A 16,992-nucleotide genomic window follows, 5' to 3' on the forward strand; every position below is an offset into this window, starting at 1 on the left:
AATTTAAAGGAAAATAATTTGCGAATTTGCGGTAAATAAAAATCCCAAGCTATTAACTCGGGATTTATTATTTTTTACTTAGATTTTCTTCTGTCTCTTTCTGCTTTCAATAAATTCAATTCTCTACTTGTTTGTCCTGCAACAGAAGTATTTTCTTCTGCACGTCGGATTAAGTAAGGCATCACATCTCGAACAGGTCCGAATGGTAAATATTTTGCAACATTGTATCCGTGTGAAGCTAAGTTATAACTTATGTTATCACTCATTCCGTAAAGTTGTCCAAACCAAATTCTTTGATCTTTTATTTCAATATTGTTGATTTTCAACATTTCCATCAATTTATACGAGCTTTCTTCATTGTGCGTTCCTGCGAAGATTGCCATTTTATCAATATGCTTCATCATGTAGTCAACTGCAATATTATAGTTATCATCCGTTGCTTGTTTAGAAGCACAAATTGGTGTTGGATAGCCATTTTCTTCGGCACGTTTGTTCTCTTTTTCCATGTAAGCACCACGAACTAATTTCATTCCAATGTAGAAACTATCAGCTTTTGCTCTTTCGTGTAATGCCTTAAGATAATCCATTCTATCCCAACGGTACATTTGTAAAGTATTGAAAACGATGACTTTTTCTTTATTGTATTTACGCATCATATCTTCAACTAAATCATCGGCTGCATCTTGCATCCAACTTTCTTCAGCATCAATTAATAAGGCAACATCTTTACTATGAGCAGTTTTACAAATGATTTCGAAACGTTCTTTAACTTTATCCCATTCTGCTTGTTCTTCTGCAGAAAGTGGTTGCTTCTCTCCTACTTTTGTGTATAAATCCAATCGTCCTAAACCTGTTGGTTTGAAAACCGCAAACGGAATTGCTTGACGTTCTTTAGCAAACTCAACTGTTTTCAATGTCATTTCTAAAGCCGCATCAAATTGAGCTTCTTCTTCTTTTCCTTCTACTGAATAATCCAAAACCGATGAAACGCCTTTGGTATACATTTTATCAACTACAGAAAGGCAATCTATTTCATTTACACCACCACAAAAGTGGTCGAAAACAGTGGCACGAATTAATCCGTCAACTGGTAAATGTGCTTTTAAAGCAAAGTTGGTGACTGCAGTTCCAATTCTAACCAATGGCTCATTGGCAATCATTTTGAAAAGGAAATAAGCTCTGTCTAATTCGGTATCGCTTTTTAAAGCAAAAGCAACTTCGGTATTGTTGAAAATTTTGTCCATTTGTTTGTTAATAAGAAAACTAACTATCAAATTAAAATTGATGAATTAGTGATTATAGATAATGATTGCACAAATATAATTAGAATTTGATAATTTTTATTTAGAATTGGCTATTCTTTTTATCATTCCGTTAAAAATAAAAAAATGAAATGGCAGCATACTGTACCAATATAATCTTCCAAAAATTCCTCTTGGTCTGAAAGTCGCTATTTGATGCAAATAATTATTATCGTCTATTCTAAACTCGAGCCAAGCTTCGCCAGGAACTTTCATTTCTGCAAAAAGCAATAATCGTTTGTTCTCTTTATCGGCTAGCAAAACCCTCCAAAAATCAAGCGAATCGCCATTGTCTAAATGTGTCGGACTTGTTCTTCCGCGACGTAAACCAACTCCGCCAAATAGCTTGTCAATAAATCCGCGTAGTTGCCACATCCAATTGCCATAATACCAACCTTTTTCACCTCCAATTGACCAAATATTTTCCAGTACTTGTTTTGAATTTAATATTTTAATTTTTTTGCTGTCTTTCAAACATCCAAAGTTGGGTATTTGAATGTAATTTGTCAAATTTCCTTTCAATCGACTGCTTGTTAAACTATCTTTCCAACTTGAAATTACTAGGTTTTGTTCGATTTTTTCAAATGCAAGTTTAATGGCATCTACATAAGAAATTGGTTTTATTTTGAGCATTTTTTGAAGGCGATTGTCTTTACAAACAACTTCTACTTTCATGCTGTCAACCAGATTCATAGCCAATTTATAGGAAGTTGACGTAACAAAATACAACCAATAAGATGACAATTTAGGAGTCATGATTGGAATTGTAATGATAGCCAACTTGATGCCACGAGTTTTAGCATACAATTGCATCATTTGCTTGTAAGTAATCACATTTGGACCACCAATATCAAACGATTCATCGAAGCAATCTTCTCGATTTTGAACACCAATTAAATACTTCATTACGTCACGAATCGCAATAGGTTGTGTTTTTGTTAAAACCCATTTTGGCGTAACCATAATTGGCAATTTTTCACATAAATCACGAATAATTTCAAAAGAAGAACTTCCTGAACCAACAATGATTCCAGCTTTGAGAACTGTTAAATTTGGTTTTCCTCCATATAAGATTTTCTCAACATTATTGCGTGAAAGCATGTGCTTAGACAATTTTGGATCGTTGACAATGCCACTCAAATAAATGACTTGTTTGACCTTCATATAATCGGAATACAAATTGAAATTTTGAGCCGTTTTTGCCTCCATTAAATCAAATGTTTCCGTAGAACTCGACATGGAATGGATTAAAAAATAAGCAATGTCAATGTTTACAGGACAATTATCGAAATTAACTTCGTCTAAAAAGTCAACTTCCCAAATAGTTATCAATGAAAGTGTTTCTTTATCTAAACCTAAACGCATTTTGTCTCTAACGGCACAAATTACTTCATGACCTTGATTTAGTAACTCTGGAAGTAATCTTCGACCAACGTAACCGTTTGCTCCTGTTAGTAAAACTTTCATTTTTAATAATTTATAAGTTAATTAATCCTTCAACCACAAATTCCTATACTTTTTATCTTTATCATAATCGGAAGCTTGTTTTTCAATATTAAAATAACGATTTCCTCTAGGATCATTACCCACTCCAGCAAGATAAGCCCAATTTCCCCAATTGCTGCAAACATCATAATCAATTAGTTGTTGCTCAAAATAAGCTGCGCCATAACGCCAATCAAGTTTCAAATCATTACATAAATAACTAGCCACATTTTGACGACCACGATTGCTCATGAAACCTGTTAACTTTAATTCAATCATATTAGCATCAACAAAATCAACTCCTGTTTCGCCATCAATCCATTCTTGGAGTTGACTTGTGTTATGTTTGTTTACAGGTATTCCTTTGCTTTGAATTCCGGCTTGTTGAAAGAATTTGGCATTGTATTTTTTCATCATAAATCTAAAATAATCACGCCACAACAACTCAAAAACCAACCAATAAGTCGATTCATTGGCGCCAAATTGTTTTTCATATTTTTTTAATTCATCATAAATAAATCGCGGCGAGATACAACCTAAAGCCAACCAAGCCGAAAATTTTGATGAATAATCAGCACCAACTAAGCCGTTTCGAGTTTCCTTATATTCAGAAATACATTTAGTTTCAAAAAAATAATGATTTAATCTCGCTATAGCTTCTGTTTCACCACCATTAAATTGTAAAACTGATCTCGAATCTATTGGTTGAAAATCTAAACCTAATTCTTCTAATGTTGGTAATTTTAGAGGTTCAATTTCTGGAGATTTTATTTCTTTTGGTTCATCAAATGATACTCTAATAAAAGCATCTTTTTCTGTTTTTTTCCTGAAAGTAGTAAATACATCTGGAATATCTTTTATTGAAAAGGGCAAATCTTCAGCATGATATAATGTACTTGTGCTAAATGTTTTGAGCTCACATTTCAATTTGAATAATTCCTCTTGAACTCTGGCTTCTGTTTGTTTCTCTTCATATGAAACTTCACGTTTTGCAAAAACTTTAGTTACTTTATATTCTTGCACAATCTTAGGAATTTCAACTTCTGGTTTTCCTTTTAAAATCAATAAACCTGAACCAATTGCTCGCAAGTTTTTATCCAAATCAACTAGTGATTCTAATAAAAATTGTACTCTAAAATTTCCAGTTTTCTTAAATCCAAATTCAGTGGTAACGAAATTTGATTCGTCAAAACAATACACCGGAATTATTTCATCACTTTGTGAAATAGCTTTGATAAGTGTTTCATTATCATGTAATCTTAAATCAGTTTTAAACCAAACTATACTCCTTCTCATTTTTTTTATTTTATTATTTTAGTTTAATGTTACACGTTTTCAAACTTTTAAACCCTTAAACACTTAAACTCTTAAACTTATAGTTCATTTATATTTTTCAAATAATAATCCGCTTGTTCTAATAACGCTGTTTTGTCTTCTGGTTTCATTTTTCGCCAAACGTTGTACATCATTCCGATTCGTGGATTTTTGCCTAATTTATCTTCATTTCTGTCATAAAAATTCCAATACAAACTATTGAATGGACAAGATTTTTCTCCAGTCTTAAGTGCTTTTTTGTAGAAACAACTTCCGCAATAATGACTCATTTTATCAATGTACGATGCCGAACTTACATAAGGTTTTGTGCCTACAATTCCGCCATCAGCAAATTGGCTCATGCCACGAGTATTAGTAATTTCAACCCATTCGAAGGCATCAATGTAAATTCCGAGATACCAAGCATCGATTTCATCTGGATGAATTCCTGCTAAAAGCGCAAAATTTCCTGTAATCATCAAGCGTTGAATGTGATGAGCATACGCATAATTTAAGGATTGATTTATAGCATCTTTCATGCAGTTCATTTTGGTTTTTCCGGTCCAAAACCAATTAGGTAATTTTTCTTGATTGTTGAAGAAATTCATTGTGGCAAATTCAGGCATTTTGTTCCAATAAATTCCACGCATGTATTCGCGCCAACCAATTATTTGACGCACAAAACCTTCTAACTGATTGAATTCTATTTCATTTGGACGTTTTTGCCATTCTTGAATACATCTATCGATAACTTCTTTAGGTGAAATCATTTTTACGTTCATCGAAAATGAAATTCGAGAATGATATAATGACCACTCGTTAGGAGTCATCGCATCTTGATAACTTCCAAATAGTTGCAAACATTCTTCTGCAAAAAAATCTAATAATTGCAATGATTGTTCTCTGTTTATTGGCCAAACGAAGTTTCTAGCATCAATAGTTCCAATGGTTTTTATATCGGTTTTTGTAATCTCTTTATAAATTTCTGAAACATCATTATTGAAAACTAAAGGAGCAATTGGCTTGTGATTTTTCGGTAATTTCTTTCGATTTTCTCCATCATAATTCCATTGTCCAGTTAATGGTTTATCGCCTTCCATCATGACGTTGTGCTTTTTTCTCATTGCACGATAAAAACTTTCCATCAAATAGATTTTCTTGCCTTCAAAGAAATCTCCTAGTTCATTTCGAGATGTAAAAAAATGTTCCGAATCTACAACAGAACTAGTTATTGAAATCGTTTCGCAAAGTTTTTTTAAATCCAAATCAACTCGATATTCATCTGGTAATTGGTATTCAAAATGAGTGAAATTATGTTCTGAAATTAAGTTTTGAATATTTTTCTCAAAAGATTGCAAGTTGTTTTTATCATTTAGATAAATATAGATAACTTTATGATTATTAGCTAGTAAATCATTTTTAAAATCTTGCATTGCAGCAAATATTCCAACTACTTTTTGAATGTGATGGTTGGCATAATCGGTTTCAGAACGAATTTCCATCATCACATAAGTAACCGAATCATCTACAGTTTTAAACCATGAATGATTACTATTTAATTGATCTCCAAGAATTAATCGTAAGGTTTTTGGCATTATATTTTTTTTATTTGCAACAGATTTAAAAGATTAAAAGGATTTTAAAACCTCAAAACGAAAAAATCTGTGAAAATCCATTTAATCTGTGGCTATTTAGTTTTATTCATTCTGCATTTATCACTACAATATTTTACTTCGTCCCAAACTTTTTCCCATTTTTTGCGCCAAGTGAATGGTTTTTGGCAAACGATGCAGGTTTTACTTGGAAGGTTTTGCTTTTTTACTCCTCGCATTTTTAGGTTTATTTGGATTACTAACGTGTTTTTTCAAAATCCGTTTTCCTTCTTCTTTAACAGCATCATTTTTACGGAAACTCCAAACAATATCACTTGCTTTTTTTCGAGTTTCATCGATATCAACTATTGGAAAAGGATAATTTTTACCAATTTCGCAATGGTAAAATTGTTGTTCTATTTCGTTTAATTTCCAAGGCTCATGAATCAATTCTATTGGAACTTCTGCCAATTCTGGAATCCATTTTTTGATGAAAACACCTTCTGAATCGTGCTCTTCGGAGTTTTTAATTGGATTGTAAATTCTAATCGTATTTATTCCTGTTGTTCCCGATTGCATCTGAATTTGTGGATAATGAATTCCTGGTTCATAATCTAAAAATTGTCTAGCTAAGAAATGTAATTCGCGCCAATCTTGCCATAAATTAAATGTGAAGAACGAAACAACCATGGCTCGCATTCTGAAATTGATGTAGCCTGTTTGAACCAAACATCGCATGCAAGCATCCACAATTGGAACTCCGGTTTTTCCTTCTTGCCAAGCTTTTATATAGGTTTCATTTTTTGGTTTTATTAAAGAATCATAAGCTCGATTTGCATTTTCAAATTCCATTCGGCATTCGTCTTCAAATTTTTGCATAAAATGGCAATGCCAATGCAGTCTTGATACAAAATTCAACATGGCTCTTTTGTTTTTGGACGCTTCATAATGCTGGTTAGTATATTGGTAAACCATTCGCATACTAATGTTCCCATAAGTCAAATAAGGTGACAATCGGCTGCAACCTGTTCTACTTAAATTGGGTTTGGAAATGTGTTTGCTATAATTCACATGACGCTCTTTTGCAAAACTATCTAAATAGCGCCAAGCCCAATATTCACCGCCTTGTTGGAAGTTTTTATTTCGTGTGATTATTTCTGTTGGAAGTTCTTTCCCTTTAATTTTATCATAGAAATCAGGTTCCAAACTTTCCACTTTTAAAGCATTCAAATCAACCATTTTTGGAACATCACGCATTACTTGTTCCCAACGTTTGTCCCAATTGCTTCTGGATTTTAACTTTCGAATTACACCATGCATTTGTGATTGTTTCCAATAAATTTCATTAGAATCAAAAAAACGTTGCATTTCAATATCTCTATCGAAAGTGATTTTATTTCCAATTTCCTGATGTGAAAAAACAGTTTTTATATCATATTTTTTATTCAATTCATTAAAAACTGATTGCACTTCGCTATGAAAAATATAAATACTTGTCGCAATGGAATTTAATTTTACTTGCATTTCCTGCAATGACTCGAAAATAAACCGCCAATGACGAACATCAGAATCATCGTAATTCATTAAAGATGGTTCAAAAAAATAAACTAATAAAACCGGAAGTTCTTCCTGTTGAGCCAAATAAAGTGGTTCGTGATCTGTAAAACGTAAATCACGTTTGAACCAAACAATATTTATAGCTTTTTTAGTCAATTTTATGGTGATGAATTGTGTATTTTATTTTTTAAACCACATAGAAATCATAGGATTTTATTTGTGCTTAAGTCGTTTTACTTTACATAGATTCCATAGTTTTATGAAAGCTTTAATTTATTTCATTTAAAAAATTAATGAGGTAATTTCTTTATCAGGTTTTGCGTAGCTTAATCGATCTAATTGAATGGTTTTGTGATAACTATCTAAACCCGAACAAGTAATAGTATTGGCTTTTTCTAAATCAATAAATCCATCTTCTAGCAAACAATTTTTTGGAATATATATTTGAGTAATTTCACCAATAATCATAGTTGTGCTATTTATAGAAATATCAATTTTTTCTTTAAACTCTACTCCTAATTGAATGTTACTTTCTGCAACAAAAGGTGAGTAAAAATCGTTTTTATATTCTGATTTTAAATTAGTTGCATCAAATTCAGAGACTCCTTTATCGTATCGAGCCGAAGTTTGATGTGCTTGCTTGTAAATGGATTCATTAATATGATTGATTGTAAAAAATCCTGTATCCAAAATATTTCGCATCGAGTCACGCTCTGGTGGACTTGGTCTAAAAATCAATCCTATCAATGGTGGATTGGCTCCAATATGAAAAAATGAACTAAAAATGGCTAAGTTTTCATTGCCATTTTCATCAGAAGTTCCAACTAAACTTACACTTTTAAATCCGCCTAAACTATTTATTAGATGAACTCTTTTTTGTTTTTCAAGTTGTTCTATTTGATCTTTATTGATATGAATTTTACTCATTTGAAATTTAATTTATAAAAGGTGAATCCATTTTCTTTCACTATTCAATTTGAAAGTTCCAATATGCTCTTTATTCCATTCGTTTGGAGCTATTAATGAAAGTGAATTTGTTCCGTCATTATTGGCATACAAATGATAAATTTCACCGATTACAGGCTCAAATGAGAATTTGGAGTTATAAACCAATTCGTTCCATTCGAATTCTTCCATTAATTTTTCGTATTGAATTTTAAGTTCGTTAAACTTATTTTCAAACTCTTTATTTACATTGCTTATTCCTCTACTTTTCCACGATACAACATCGTCCATTTTGATAACTGGAGCACCAACACTTGTAGAATAAGACAACAAACTCGCATTGTAACCTTCTTCTTCTGAAAAAACTACATTATCTGGTTTCTTACTTTCCATTTTATCTTTTAGAAATTTTATTATTTGAAATTGAACGTTGCAAATTGCATTTAAATCGGTCAATGCCTTCTACTCTTTTCGCTACGTGCTTGGTTTTGCAATTTTCAACTCGCTCTCGCCACAATTTATAGCTGCTAAATTTCAATTCTCTTTTCATCAAAGCTTTGACATCGGCTTCGGCTAAACCAAATTGGAATTTTATGGCGTCAAAAGGAGTTCGATCTTCCCAAGCCATTTCTATTATTCTATCAATTTGAATTTCAGATAGATTTTCTTTTTCTATGGTTGCAATAATTGGCTTCAAAATATTTTGTTTAGCTTTTTTTAATAAATATTAAACAAAATTAAACTATTTATTTTGTTTTAAAGAATATTTTAATAAAAAAATAACTTAAAACACATTCGATTCAGATAGAAATAATATGCTTATTTTTGTTCAAAATTTACAAATTAGTATGCAATCAATTGAAGCCAACGGATATTCTATTTATTTTAATGAAAAAGGATATGAAGAAATTAACCAAATTATAATTCAAAAAAAATATTCTTCAATTTTCATTCTTGTTGATGAACATACTAACGAATATTGTTTGTCCAAATTTTTACCCAATTTAGCAACTGAAGTTTCAATAGAAATTATAGAAATCGAAGCTGGAGAAGGAATTAAAAACATTGCTACTTGCGTTGAAATTTGGTCGATTTTATCAGAACTTGGAGCTGATAGAAAAAGTATGATTATCAATCTTGGTGGTGGCGTAATTACAGATATTGGCGGATTTATTGCTTCTACTTTCAAACGAGGCATTGATTTTATAAACGTACCAACTACTTTATTAGGTATGGTTGATGCATCAATTGGTGGAAAAAACGGTGTTGATTTGGGTAATTTAAAAAACCAAATTGGAGTAATAAATGTTCCTCAATTGTTATTGATTGATACCAATTTTCTTGAAACATTACCTCAAAAAGAAATGCGTTCAGGTTTGGCAGAAATGCTAAAACATGGTTTGATTTATGACAAAAACTATTGGGAAGAATTTCTAGATTTATCTAATATTGATTTTGCCGATTTTGATACTTTAATTTATCGTTCAATAGAAATTAAAAACGAAATTGTAAAACAAGATCCAACTGAAAACGGCATTAGAAAAGCGTTGAATTTTGGTCATACACTTGGTCATGCTATTGAAAGTCATTTTTTAGAATCAGTTACACCTTTGCTTCATGGCGAGGCAATTGCTATTGGAATGATTTTGGAAAGTTATATTTCAAAAGAGAAAGGATTGTTGTCCAACGAAGAATTCCATCAAATAAAATATACGATAACTGACATTTTTGAAAAACATATTTTCACTGAAAGTGACATCAAATCCATTCAAAATTTACTCATTCACGACAAGAAAAATGAGTACGGAAAAGTGCAATTTGCATTGATAAATGGTATCGGAAAAATCATCATTAATCAATCGGTTGAAAATGAATTAATTATTAAAAGTTTCGAAGATTATAAAACTTAATATTTTTTTAATAAAAATGTTGCAATTCGCTTAATTTATTTTTTACATTTGTCGGAATGAATAAAAAGAAAAATAGCACTACTAATAGCACTTTCACGCTAAAAACCAATACGGGTTTTCAAGTATTGTGTGTTACTTTTTTAACTTCAATTAGAACTATTTTAGGCTTGTTTTTAGAGATGATAAAATCTGAAACCGAAAAACTTCCTATTGTTTATGCTAATATTAGAGTTTGAATCATAGATTAATACAGCATTTTCAATTAATCTTTCAAATAATTTTATTTCAATGAACACAAGATATTTCGACTTAATAAATCAAACTTACTATTTTCCTCAAGAAGAGTTTAACCTAAATAAAGAAGGTGCTTTGCAATTTCATAACATCGACTTAATGAAGTTGGTGGAACAATATGGAACTCCGTTGAAATTCACTTATTTACCTCAAATTTCCAACAACATAAAAAGAGCTAAGAATTGGTTCAGAAATGCGATGGAAAAAAACAAATATGAAGGTAAATATTATTATTGTTATTGCACAAAAAGCTCTCATTTTGAATACATTATGAATGAGGCTTTCAAAAATAATATTCATATTGAAACATCTTCAGCATTCGATATCAATATTGTTGAGAATTTATTAGAAAACGGAAAAATCAATAAAAGCACTCATATTATATGTAATGGTTTTAAAAGAGATCAATATATTACTAATATTGCCCGATTGATTAATAACGGACATAAAAATGCTATTCCAATTATTGATAATTATGAAGAATTGGATTTGCTTCAAGCAGAAATTAAAGGAAAATTTAAAATTGGAATTAGAATTGCTGCCGAAGAAGAACCTAAATTTGAATTTTATACTTCTAGATTAGGGATCGGATATAAAAATATCGTTCAATTTTACAAAAAACAAATTCAAGAAAATGACAAATTGGAGTTAAAAATGCTTCACTTTTTCATTAATACTGGAATTAACGATACGGCTTACTATTGGAATGAATTGGTAAAGTGTATAAAAGTATATATTGCACTCAAAAAAGAATGTCCAACTCTTGATGGGTTGAATATAGGTGGTGGATTTCCAATTAAAAATTCACTGGCATTTGAATATGATTATCAATACATGATTGACGAAATCATTAATCAAATAAAAATTGCGTGTGACGAAGCAGAAGTTGATGTTCCCAATATTTTTACAGAATTTGGTTCGTTTACAGTTGGAGAATCTGGAGGAGCAATTTATCAAGTTTTATATCAAAAACAACAAAATGATAGAGAAGCTTGGAACATGATTGACAGTTCGTTTATCACAACATTACCAGACACTTGGGCTATCAACAAACGTTTTATCATGCTTGCAGTAAACCGTTGGAATGATACTTATGAAAGAGTTTTACTTGGCGGAATGACTTGTGATAGTGATGATTATTACAATTCTGAACAAAATATGAATGCCATTTATTTACCAAAATACAATAAAGAAAAACCATTGTATATAGGTTTCTTCAATACTGGCGCCTATCAAGAAACTATTGGAGGTTTTGGAGGTTTACACCACTGTTTGATTCCACAACCAAAACATATTTTAATCGATAGAGATGAAAACGGAATTCTAGCAACCGAAGTTTTTAGCGAACAACAAACTGCTGATGACGTATTGAAAATATTAGGTTACACCAAAAAATAATACATTTTAACTTTGGAATTTTAGAAAAATAGTTTTTCTTTGAAGTCCAAACTACAATAATAAACATTAAACAAACAAAATGAGCAAAGGACCAATAAGTCAGTTTATTGAGAAGAATTATCTTCACTTCAACGCTGCTGCTTTAGTAGATGCTGCCAAAGGATATGAGCAACATTTGCTAGAAAATGGAAAAATGATGATTACTCTTGGAGGAGCAATGAGTACTGCTGAACTTGGAAAATCATTAGCAGAAATGATTCGTCAAGACAAAGTACATATTATTTCATGTACAGGAGCAAATCTTGAAGAAGATATTATGAATTTAGTAGCTCACAATTCATACAAAAGAGTACCAAACTACAGAGATTTAAGTCCACAAGACGAATGGGATTTATTAGAAAATCATTATAATAGAGTAACTGATACTTGTATTCCTGAAGAAGAAGCTTTTAGAAGATTACAATCGCATTTATATGATATTTGGCATAATGCAGATTCAAAAGGAGAACGATATTTTCCACATGAATTTATGTATCAAATGATTAATTCTGGTGTTTTGAAACAATACTACGAAATTGATCCTAAAGATTCTTGGATGGTTGCTGCGGCAGAAAAAAATCTTCCAATTGTAGTTCCAGGTTGGGAAGACAGTACAATGGGTAATATTTTTGCTTCTTATTGTATTAAAGGCGAATTCAAACCAAGCACAATGAAAAGCGGAATTGAATACATGATGTGGTTGTCTGATTGGTATCCAAAAAATTCTGGTGGTAAAGGAGTTGGTTTTTTCCAAATTGGTGGTGGAATTGCAGGAGATTTTCCAATTTGCGTAGTTCCAATGTTATACCAAGATATGGAAATGCATGATATTCCTTTCTGGAGTTATTTTTGCCAAATTTCCGATTCAACAACAAGTTATGGTTCGTACTCTGGTGCGGTTCCAAATGAAAAAATCACTTGGGGCAAATTAGATATTCATACGCCAAAGTTCATTATCGAGTCGGATGCAACTATTGTTGCTCCATTAATTTTTGCTTATTTATTAGACCAATAAAATATATTTATGAGAAGAGTTATTGTTGATTATGCTAAACTAACAGGAGATATTTTAAACTTATTAGTTGAAAAATTTCCTGACGGATATGACGATTCAGACATTATTCGCTTTAGAAATGCCCAAAATGAACTTGTAGAAGCTGTTGAAGTAAGAACTGAAGACACTATTTATTTAGTAAAAGTAAGTACTAAACTGGCAAGCAGAATGGAGAAATTTGACGAAGATGATGATTTAGATTCAGTAATCGAACCAATTATTCCTGTTGCTGGTTTGGATGATGACGAAGATGCTCCTGGAGATGACGACGATGTAGAAGAAGATTTACTAAAAGACAAAGGTGGCTCAGACGATGGTGACGACGACGATGACGACGATGATGATGAACCATCAGATAATTTTGACGATGACGATGATGACGAAGAATAAATATTAAATACCAATATTTAAAATCCCAAATTCCAATGTTTAGTATGGAATTTGGGGTTTTTTTATAACATAAATTTTGGAATTTGGAATTTGTCTTTTGGAATTTCCCTAAAGATATCTTTCTTCAAAAACTCTTTGATGGTGGTTTTGATGACCAATAATAATAAATCCTAAAGCTCTAACCGACATTGGATTGTTGTTGGCTGTTCCTACTCTTAATAATTTATCATCAGAAAAAGATTTGAACAATAACAATGTTGCATGTCTTACTGCAGATAATTCAGTTAACATATCCATGATGCTTCTTGAATTTGCATTGGCTTCATCCACATAATCGTTTTCTTCAAAACCTGGTAAATCGGTTTTATCATTTCTTGCAAATCGCAACGCACGATAAGCAAAAATTCTTTCTGCATCAATTAAATGCAAAATAATATCTTTTATTGTCCATTTTCCTTCGGCATATCGGTAATCAAATTTATCCATTGGAATATCTTGAACAAATTTAATAAAGCGATGTAAAGAAATTTCTAATTCTTCTACTAGAGTATATTCATCAGAAACTTGAGCGATGTAATTTGCGTAGAAAGGTGCGTATTCGTTTGTGTTTAGTTGGTTTGGTTTCATTTTTTAATTAAGTAAATAATTTGATCTGTTAGTAACTTTAGGTTAAGCATTAAAAATCAAAAGTACAAAACAAACTTTAATCCCGAGTATTCTAGAAACCTTAAAAACCAATTTCTTAAAATAACTTTAAGCAGAAATTTTGTTAATACGTTATACTTTCTCCATCATTTGGAATAAAAACCTTGTCAGAAAGTCCAATTTTTGAAACTTCTGCTTCTAATTGTTTTCTTGTTGTTGGACAATGATTTACAGCTTCTAGATGATTTGCGATAACTTGGTTTGGTGCATTTTTTACGAATTTTAAAATGTCATCCATTCGCATTAACAAAGGTTGAAAAATATCTAATTGAGCTGTTCCAGAAGCCACCACAGCTATTTCAGGTTTTAATTGTGTCAAAACTTTGTGAACATCATCAGTATAAATGGTATCGGCACTTAAATAGATTGATTTTTCGTTCGGTAATTCTATGTGAAATCCCATCACATTTCCCATTGGTTTTGCTACAAATCCGTATCCATGAACTGCAGGAATACCTTGAATTTTTCCGCCTAAAAAAGGGCTTTCTTTCCAATATTCAACAGTTTGGGAAACGTTTAATCCTTTTTTTCTTAAGGTGGCTTCGTCTTTTATACTGCAAATAACTGGAATTTGTTTAAGGCGAAGAAAATTTTCGGCTTCTTTGTCCAAATGGTCTGGATGCAAATGCGTAATTAAACAATGTGTCGTTTTATCAACGATATTAATTGCATTGCTTGGTAAATCTACAATAGGATTTCGTTGTGGTTTGAAACGGAAAAGTGTAAAAGTTGGTCCAGCTGTTCCTTTTTTTCCAAGCATTGGATCAACTAATATAAAATTTTCTCCAGTTTCTATGACTAAAGTGGCGTTTCTTAAATGATGTACTTTCATTATTTAATAGTTTTAAATTGAAAGCACAAAGTTGCCCAATACTAAAATAGATTCCATTGATTCAAATCAAGAAATTAAATTCTTTTTCTAATTCTGCTCAATGTTTCGGGCGTAATTCCCAAGTAGGAGGCAATATGATATTGAGGAATTTGTGATAACCAATCCGGTTTATTTTTCATTATATCGAGATACAATTCTTCTGCAGTATTAACAAAATGGTTGAATTCTTCGGTTTCTTTATTGACAACAATTCGTTGGAAAATGGTTTCTACAAACAACTTACCACAATTATATTGGTCGGTAAAAGTCGAAAATATTTCTTTAGATAAAACTCTCAAATCTACATCAGTTAAACATTCCTGGTATTTTTTTGTAGTGGTAGAATGCGTAAATGAGGAAAAATCGGTTATAAAACCGGCATCTGTAAAAAAATTGATGTTTTTTTCTTTGTCGGTTGTTGCATAATATTCTCGAATGATTCCTTGATCTAAAAAGCGAAGTTCATTATCTATCGTTCCATTTTCTAAAATGATTTCACCTTTTTTGAATGATTTTACAGCAAAAGTATTTACAAATTCTTCTAAACCTTCTTTATTAAAAGGAAATTCATTGCTAAAAAATAAAGATAATTTGTCTGCTTCTTTCATTTTCAAGTGCGCGTTTTTTCTAGGTTCGCTTAATAATCATACCAAAAATAAAATAATAATAAAAATCTCAACGCATTAAGCCGAATTCCTGCTAGCATTAGTATTTCCGAACAATGATCGCATTACCAATTTTTCATAAACTTCCAGTAATTTAGCATCACTTCTACCCTTTTTGATTTCGTTGATTTTCATCAAAGCATATTGCTGAATCGTTAACAATGGTAACACAATATCTTCACGCATTTTGATTGAAGCTTTTCCGTCTGGATAGTTTTCCATTAGTTCTTTATGTCCTGCAATTTTTAGTAATAATCGCTTGGTTTCTTGAAATTCATCAAAGATTATTTGCCAAAAATCACCAAACTCAGCATCGTTTTTCATGTACTGCGTTAGCGGAAAAAAGGATTTTGCCAACGACATCATACTGTTTTCTAATAACGTTCTGAAAAATAAAGACGTATCAAATAATGTTTGTACTTTGTCCCATTCACCCGATTCTTCAAAATGTTTTAAAGCCGAACCAACTCCAAAAAAACCAGGCACATTTTGCTTCATTTGACTCCAGGAACCTACAAACGGAATCGCTCTCAAATCCGCAAAATCGAGACTTTCGCTTGCATTTCTCTTTGATGGACGACTTCCAATATTGGTTTTTGAATAATAATTCAACGTACTCATTTGCTCCAAATAAGGAATAAACTTAGGATGATTTTTGAAACTCAAATATTTTTGATACCCAATTTCAGAAAGTTCGTCAATGATTTTTTTATCGGAATCTGACAAATTGATGCTTTCATTTTTGTAAATCTGATTGGCAACTCCAGCACTTAGAAGATTTTCTAAATTATAACGACAAGATTCTGTTGTTCCAAAATTTGAACTAATAGTTTGCCCTTGAATTGTCAACTGTATTTCTTGATTCTCAATTTCTGAACCTAATGACGCATAAAATTTATGCGTTTTTCCACCACCACGAGCTGGCGGACCACCACGACCATCAAAGAAAACAACTTTAATTCCGTATTTTCTTGAGATTGTTGTTATGGTTTGTTTGGCTTTATAAATTCCCCAATTTGCCATCAAATAACCGCCATCTTTAGTTCCGTCAGAGAAACCTAACATTACGGTTTGTTTGTTGTTTCTATTTTTTAAATGTGCAGCGTACTCTTTATTAGTGTACAATTGCTCCATAATTTTATCAGCATCTTTCAAATCATCAATCGATTCAAATAACGGAACAATATCTACTGATGGATTTTCCCAATTGCATAATTTGAATAATGCATAAGTTTCTAAAACATTCAAAGCACTTTCATTGTTGGAAATAATATAGCGGTTGGCTCCTAATTCGCCATTATTTTCTTGAATTGTTTTTATTGCAAAAATAGAATCTAATGTTTGCTTAGTCATTTCATCGTTAAACAAGTCGGAAGAAATATTTCCGGAAATTGTGGTTAGCAATTCCATTCGCTTTTCACTTGAATACGAAAAGTAATTTTTGAAATCTTCGTTACCAGTTTCGAAAGAAT

Annotated in this window: 18 protein-coding genes; 5 read left to right on the plus strand and 13 right to left on the minus strand. The window is 31.4% G+C overall.

Features of this window, described 5'->3' with window-relative positions; genetic code table 11:
* Window positions 1–74 precede the first annotated feature (74 nt).
* The 9 genes from O9267_RS13140 to O9267_RS13180 form a co-directional block, all read right to left on the minus strand.
* The gene (locus O9267_RS13140) at window positions 75–1,244 is read right to left on the minus strand and encodes a proline dehydrogenase family protein (protein WP_298180297.1); all 1,170 of its coding nucleotides are present in this window, start codon (window positions 1,242–1,244) and stop codon (window positions 75–77) included.
* A gap of 96 nt (window positions 1,245–1,340) precedes the next feature.
* Complete coding sequence (locus O9267_RS13145) at window positions 1,341–2,768, minus strand: SDR family oxidoreductase (RefSeq protein ID WP_298180300.1); 1,428 nt, start codon at window positions 2,766–2,768, stop codon at window positions 1,341–1,343.
* A gap of 21 nt (window positions 2,769–2,789) precedes the next feature.
* Window positions 2,790–4,082 carry a DASH family cryptochrome gene (locus tag O9267_RS13150; protein WP_298180301.1) on the minus strand — a complete coding sequence of 431 codons (1,293 nt, stop codon included), beginning with the start codon at window positions 4,080–4,082 and terminating at the stop codon, window positions 2,790–2,792.
* Between the two features lie 77 nt (window positions 4,083–4,159).
* Window positions 4,160–5,695, minus strand: coding sequence for a cryptochrome/photolyase family protein (locus O9267_RS13155; RefSeq protein ID WP_298180303.1), 1,536 nt, complete (start codon window positions 5,693–5,695; stop codon window positions 4,160–4,162).
* Between the two features lie 92 nt (window positions 5,696–5,787).
* Window positions 5,788–5,931, minus strand: coding sequence for a DUF2256 domain-containing protein (locus O9267_RS13160; protein ID WP_298180305.1), 144 nt, complete (start codon window positions 5,929–5,931; stop codon window positions 5,788–5,790).
* Complete coding sequence (locus O9267_RS13165; RefSeq protein WP_298180307.1) at window positions 5,897–7,405, minus strand: deoxyribodipyrimidine photo-lyase; 1,509 nt, start codon at window positions 7,403–7,405, stop codon at window positions 5,897–5,899. Before O9267_RS13165 ends, O9267_RS13160 begins: the two co-directional genes overlap by 35 nt.
* Window positions 7,406–7,531: 126 nt before the next feature.
* Window positions 7,532–8,176 (minus strand): flavin reductase, encoded by a 645-nt coding sequence (locus O9267_RS13170; protein ID WP_298180309.1) that lies wholly within the window; start codon window positions 8,174–8,176, stop codon window positions 7,532–7,534.
* 12 nt (window positions 8,177–8,188) lie between these two features.
* Window positions 8,189–8,587: a DUF2452 domain-containing protein gene (locus tag O9267_RS13175; protein ID WP_298180312.1), complete on the minus strand. Its 399-nt coding sequence runs from the start codon at window positions 8,585–8,587 to the stop codon at window positions 8,189–8,191.
* 1 nt (window position 8,588) lies between these two features.
* Complete coding sequence (locus tag O9267_RS13180; RefSeq protein ID WP_298180314.1) at window positions 8,589–8,891, minus strand: TIGR03643 family protein; 303 nt, start codon at window positions 8,889–8,891, stop codon at window positions 8,589–8,591.
* A gap of 151 nt (window positions 8,892–9,042) precedes the next feature.
* Between O9267_RS13180 and aroB the strand changes: the two genes are divergently transcribed.
* The 5 genes from aroB (at window position 9,043) to O9267_RS13205 (ending at window position 13,279) form a co-directional block, all read left to right on the plus strand.
* Window positions 9,043–10,104: a 3-dehydroquinate synthase gene (gene aroB / locus O9267_RS13185; RefSeq protein ID WP_298180316.1), complete on the plus strand. Its 1,062-nt coding sequence runs from the start codon at window positions 9,043–9,045 to the stop codon at window positions 10,102–10,104.
* 56 nt (window positions 10,105–10,160) lie between these two features.
* Window positions 10,161–10,340: a hypothetical protein gene (locus tag O9267_RS13190; protein ID WP_298180318.1), complete on the plus strand. Its 180-nt coding sequence runs from the start codon at window positions 10,161–10,163 to the stop codon at window positions 10,338–10,340.
* 52 nt (window positions 10,341–10,392) lie between these two features.
* Complete coding sequence (locus tag O9267_RS13195) at window positions 10,393–11,796, plus strand: arginine decarboxylase (protein ID WP_298180320.1); 1,404 nt, start codon at window positions 10,393–10,395, stop codon at window positions 11,794–11,796.
* A 79-nt stretch (window positions 11,797–11,875) separates the two neighbouring features.
* Entirely contained in the window at window positions 11,876–12,850 is a 975-nt protein-coding gene (locus O9267_RS13200; RefSeq protein ID WP_298180322.1) for a deoxyhypusine synthase family protein, read from the plus strand.
* Window positions 12,851–12,859: 9 nt separating this feature from the next.
* Window positions 12,860–13,279, plus strand: coding sequence for a DNA primase (locus O9267_RS13205; RefSeq protein WP_298180324.1), 420 nt, complete (start codon window positions 12,860–12,862; stop codon window positions 13,277–13,279).
* A gap of 108 nt (window positions 13,280–13,387) precedes the next feature.
* On the opposite strand, the gene O9267_RS13210 is transcribed toward O9267_RS13205, so the two are convergent.
* From O9267_RS13210 to O9267_RS13225, 4 genes are all read right to left on the minus strand, one after another.
* Window positions 13,388–13,906, minus strand: coding sequence for a DinB family protein (locus O9267_RS13210; protein ID WP_298180326.1), 519 nt, complete (start codon window positions 13,904–13,906; stop codon window positions 13,388–13,390).
* A 142-nt stretch (window positions 13,907–14,048) separates the two neighbouring features.
* Window positions 14,049–14,816 (minus strand): MBL fold metallo-hydrolase, encoded by a 768-nt coding sequence (locus O9267_RS13215; RefSeq protein ID WP_298180328.1) that lies wholly within the window; start codon window positions 14,814–14,816, stop codon window positions 14,049–14,051.
* 74 nt (window positions 14,817–14,890) lie between these two features.
* Window positions 14,891–15,463, minus strand: a complete 573-nt coding sequence (locus tag O9267_RS13220; RefSeq protein ID WP_298180329.1) for a Crp/Fnr family transcriptional regulator — start codon at window positions 15,461–15,463, stop codon at window positions 14,891–14,893.
* 75 nt (window positions 15,464–15,538) lie between these two features.
* A partial coding sequence (locus tag O9267_RS13225) for a phosphoenolpyruvate carboxylase (protein WP_298180332.1) occupies window positions 15,539–16,992 on the minus strand: 1,454 nt, incomplete at its 5' end.

The sequence above is a fragment of the Flavobacterium sp. genome (genome assembly GCF_027531705.1).
Classification (GTDB): domain Bacteria; phylum Bacteroidota; class Bacteroidia; order Flavobacteriales; family Flavobacteriaceae; genus Flavobacterium.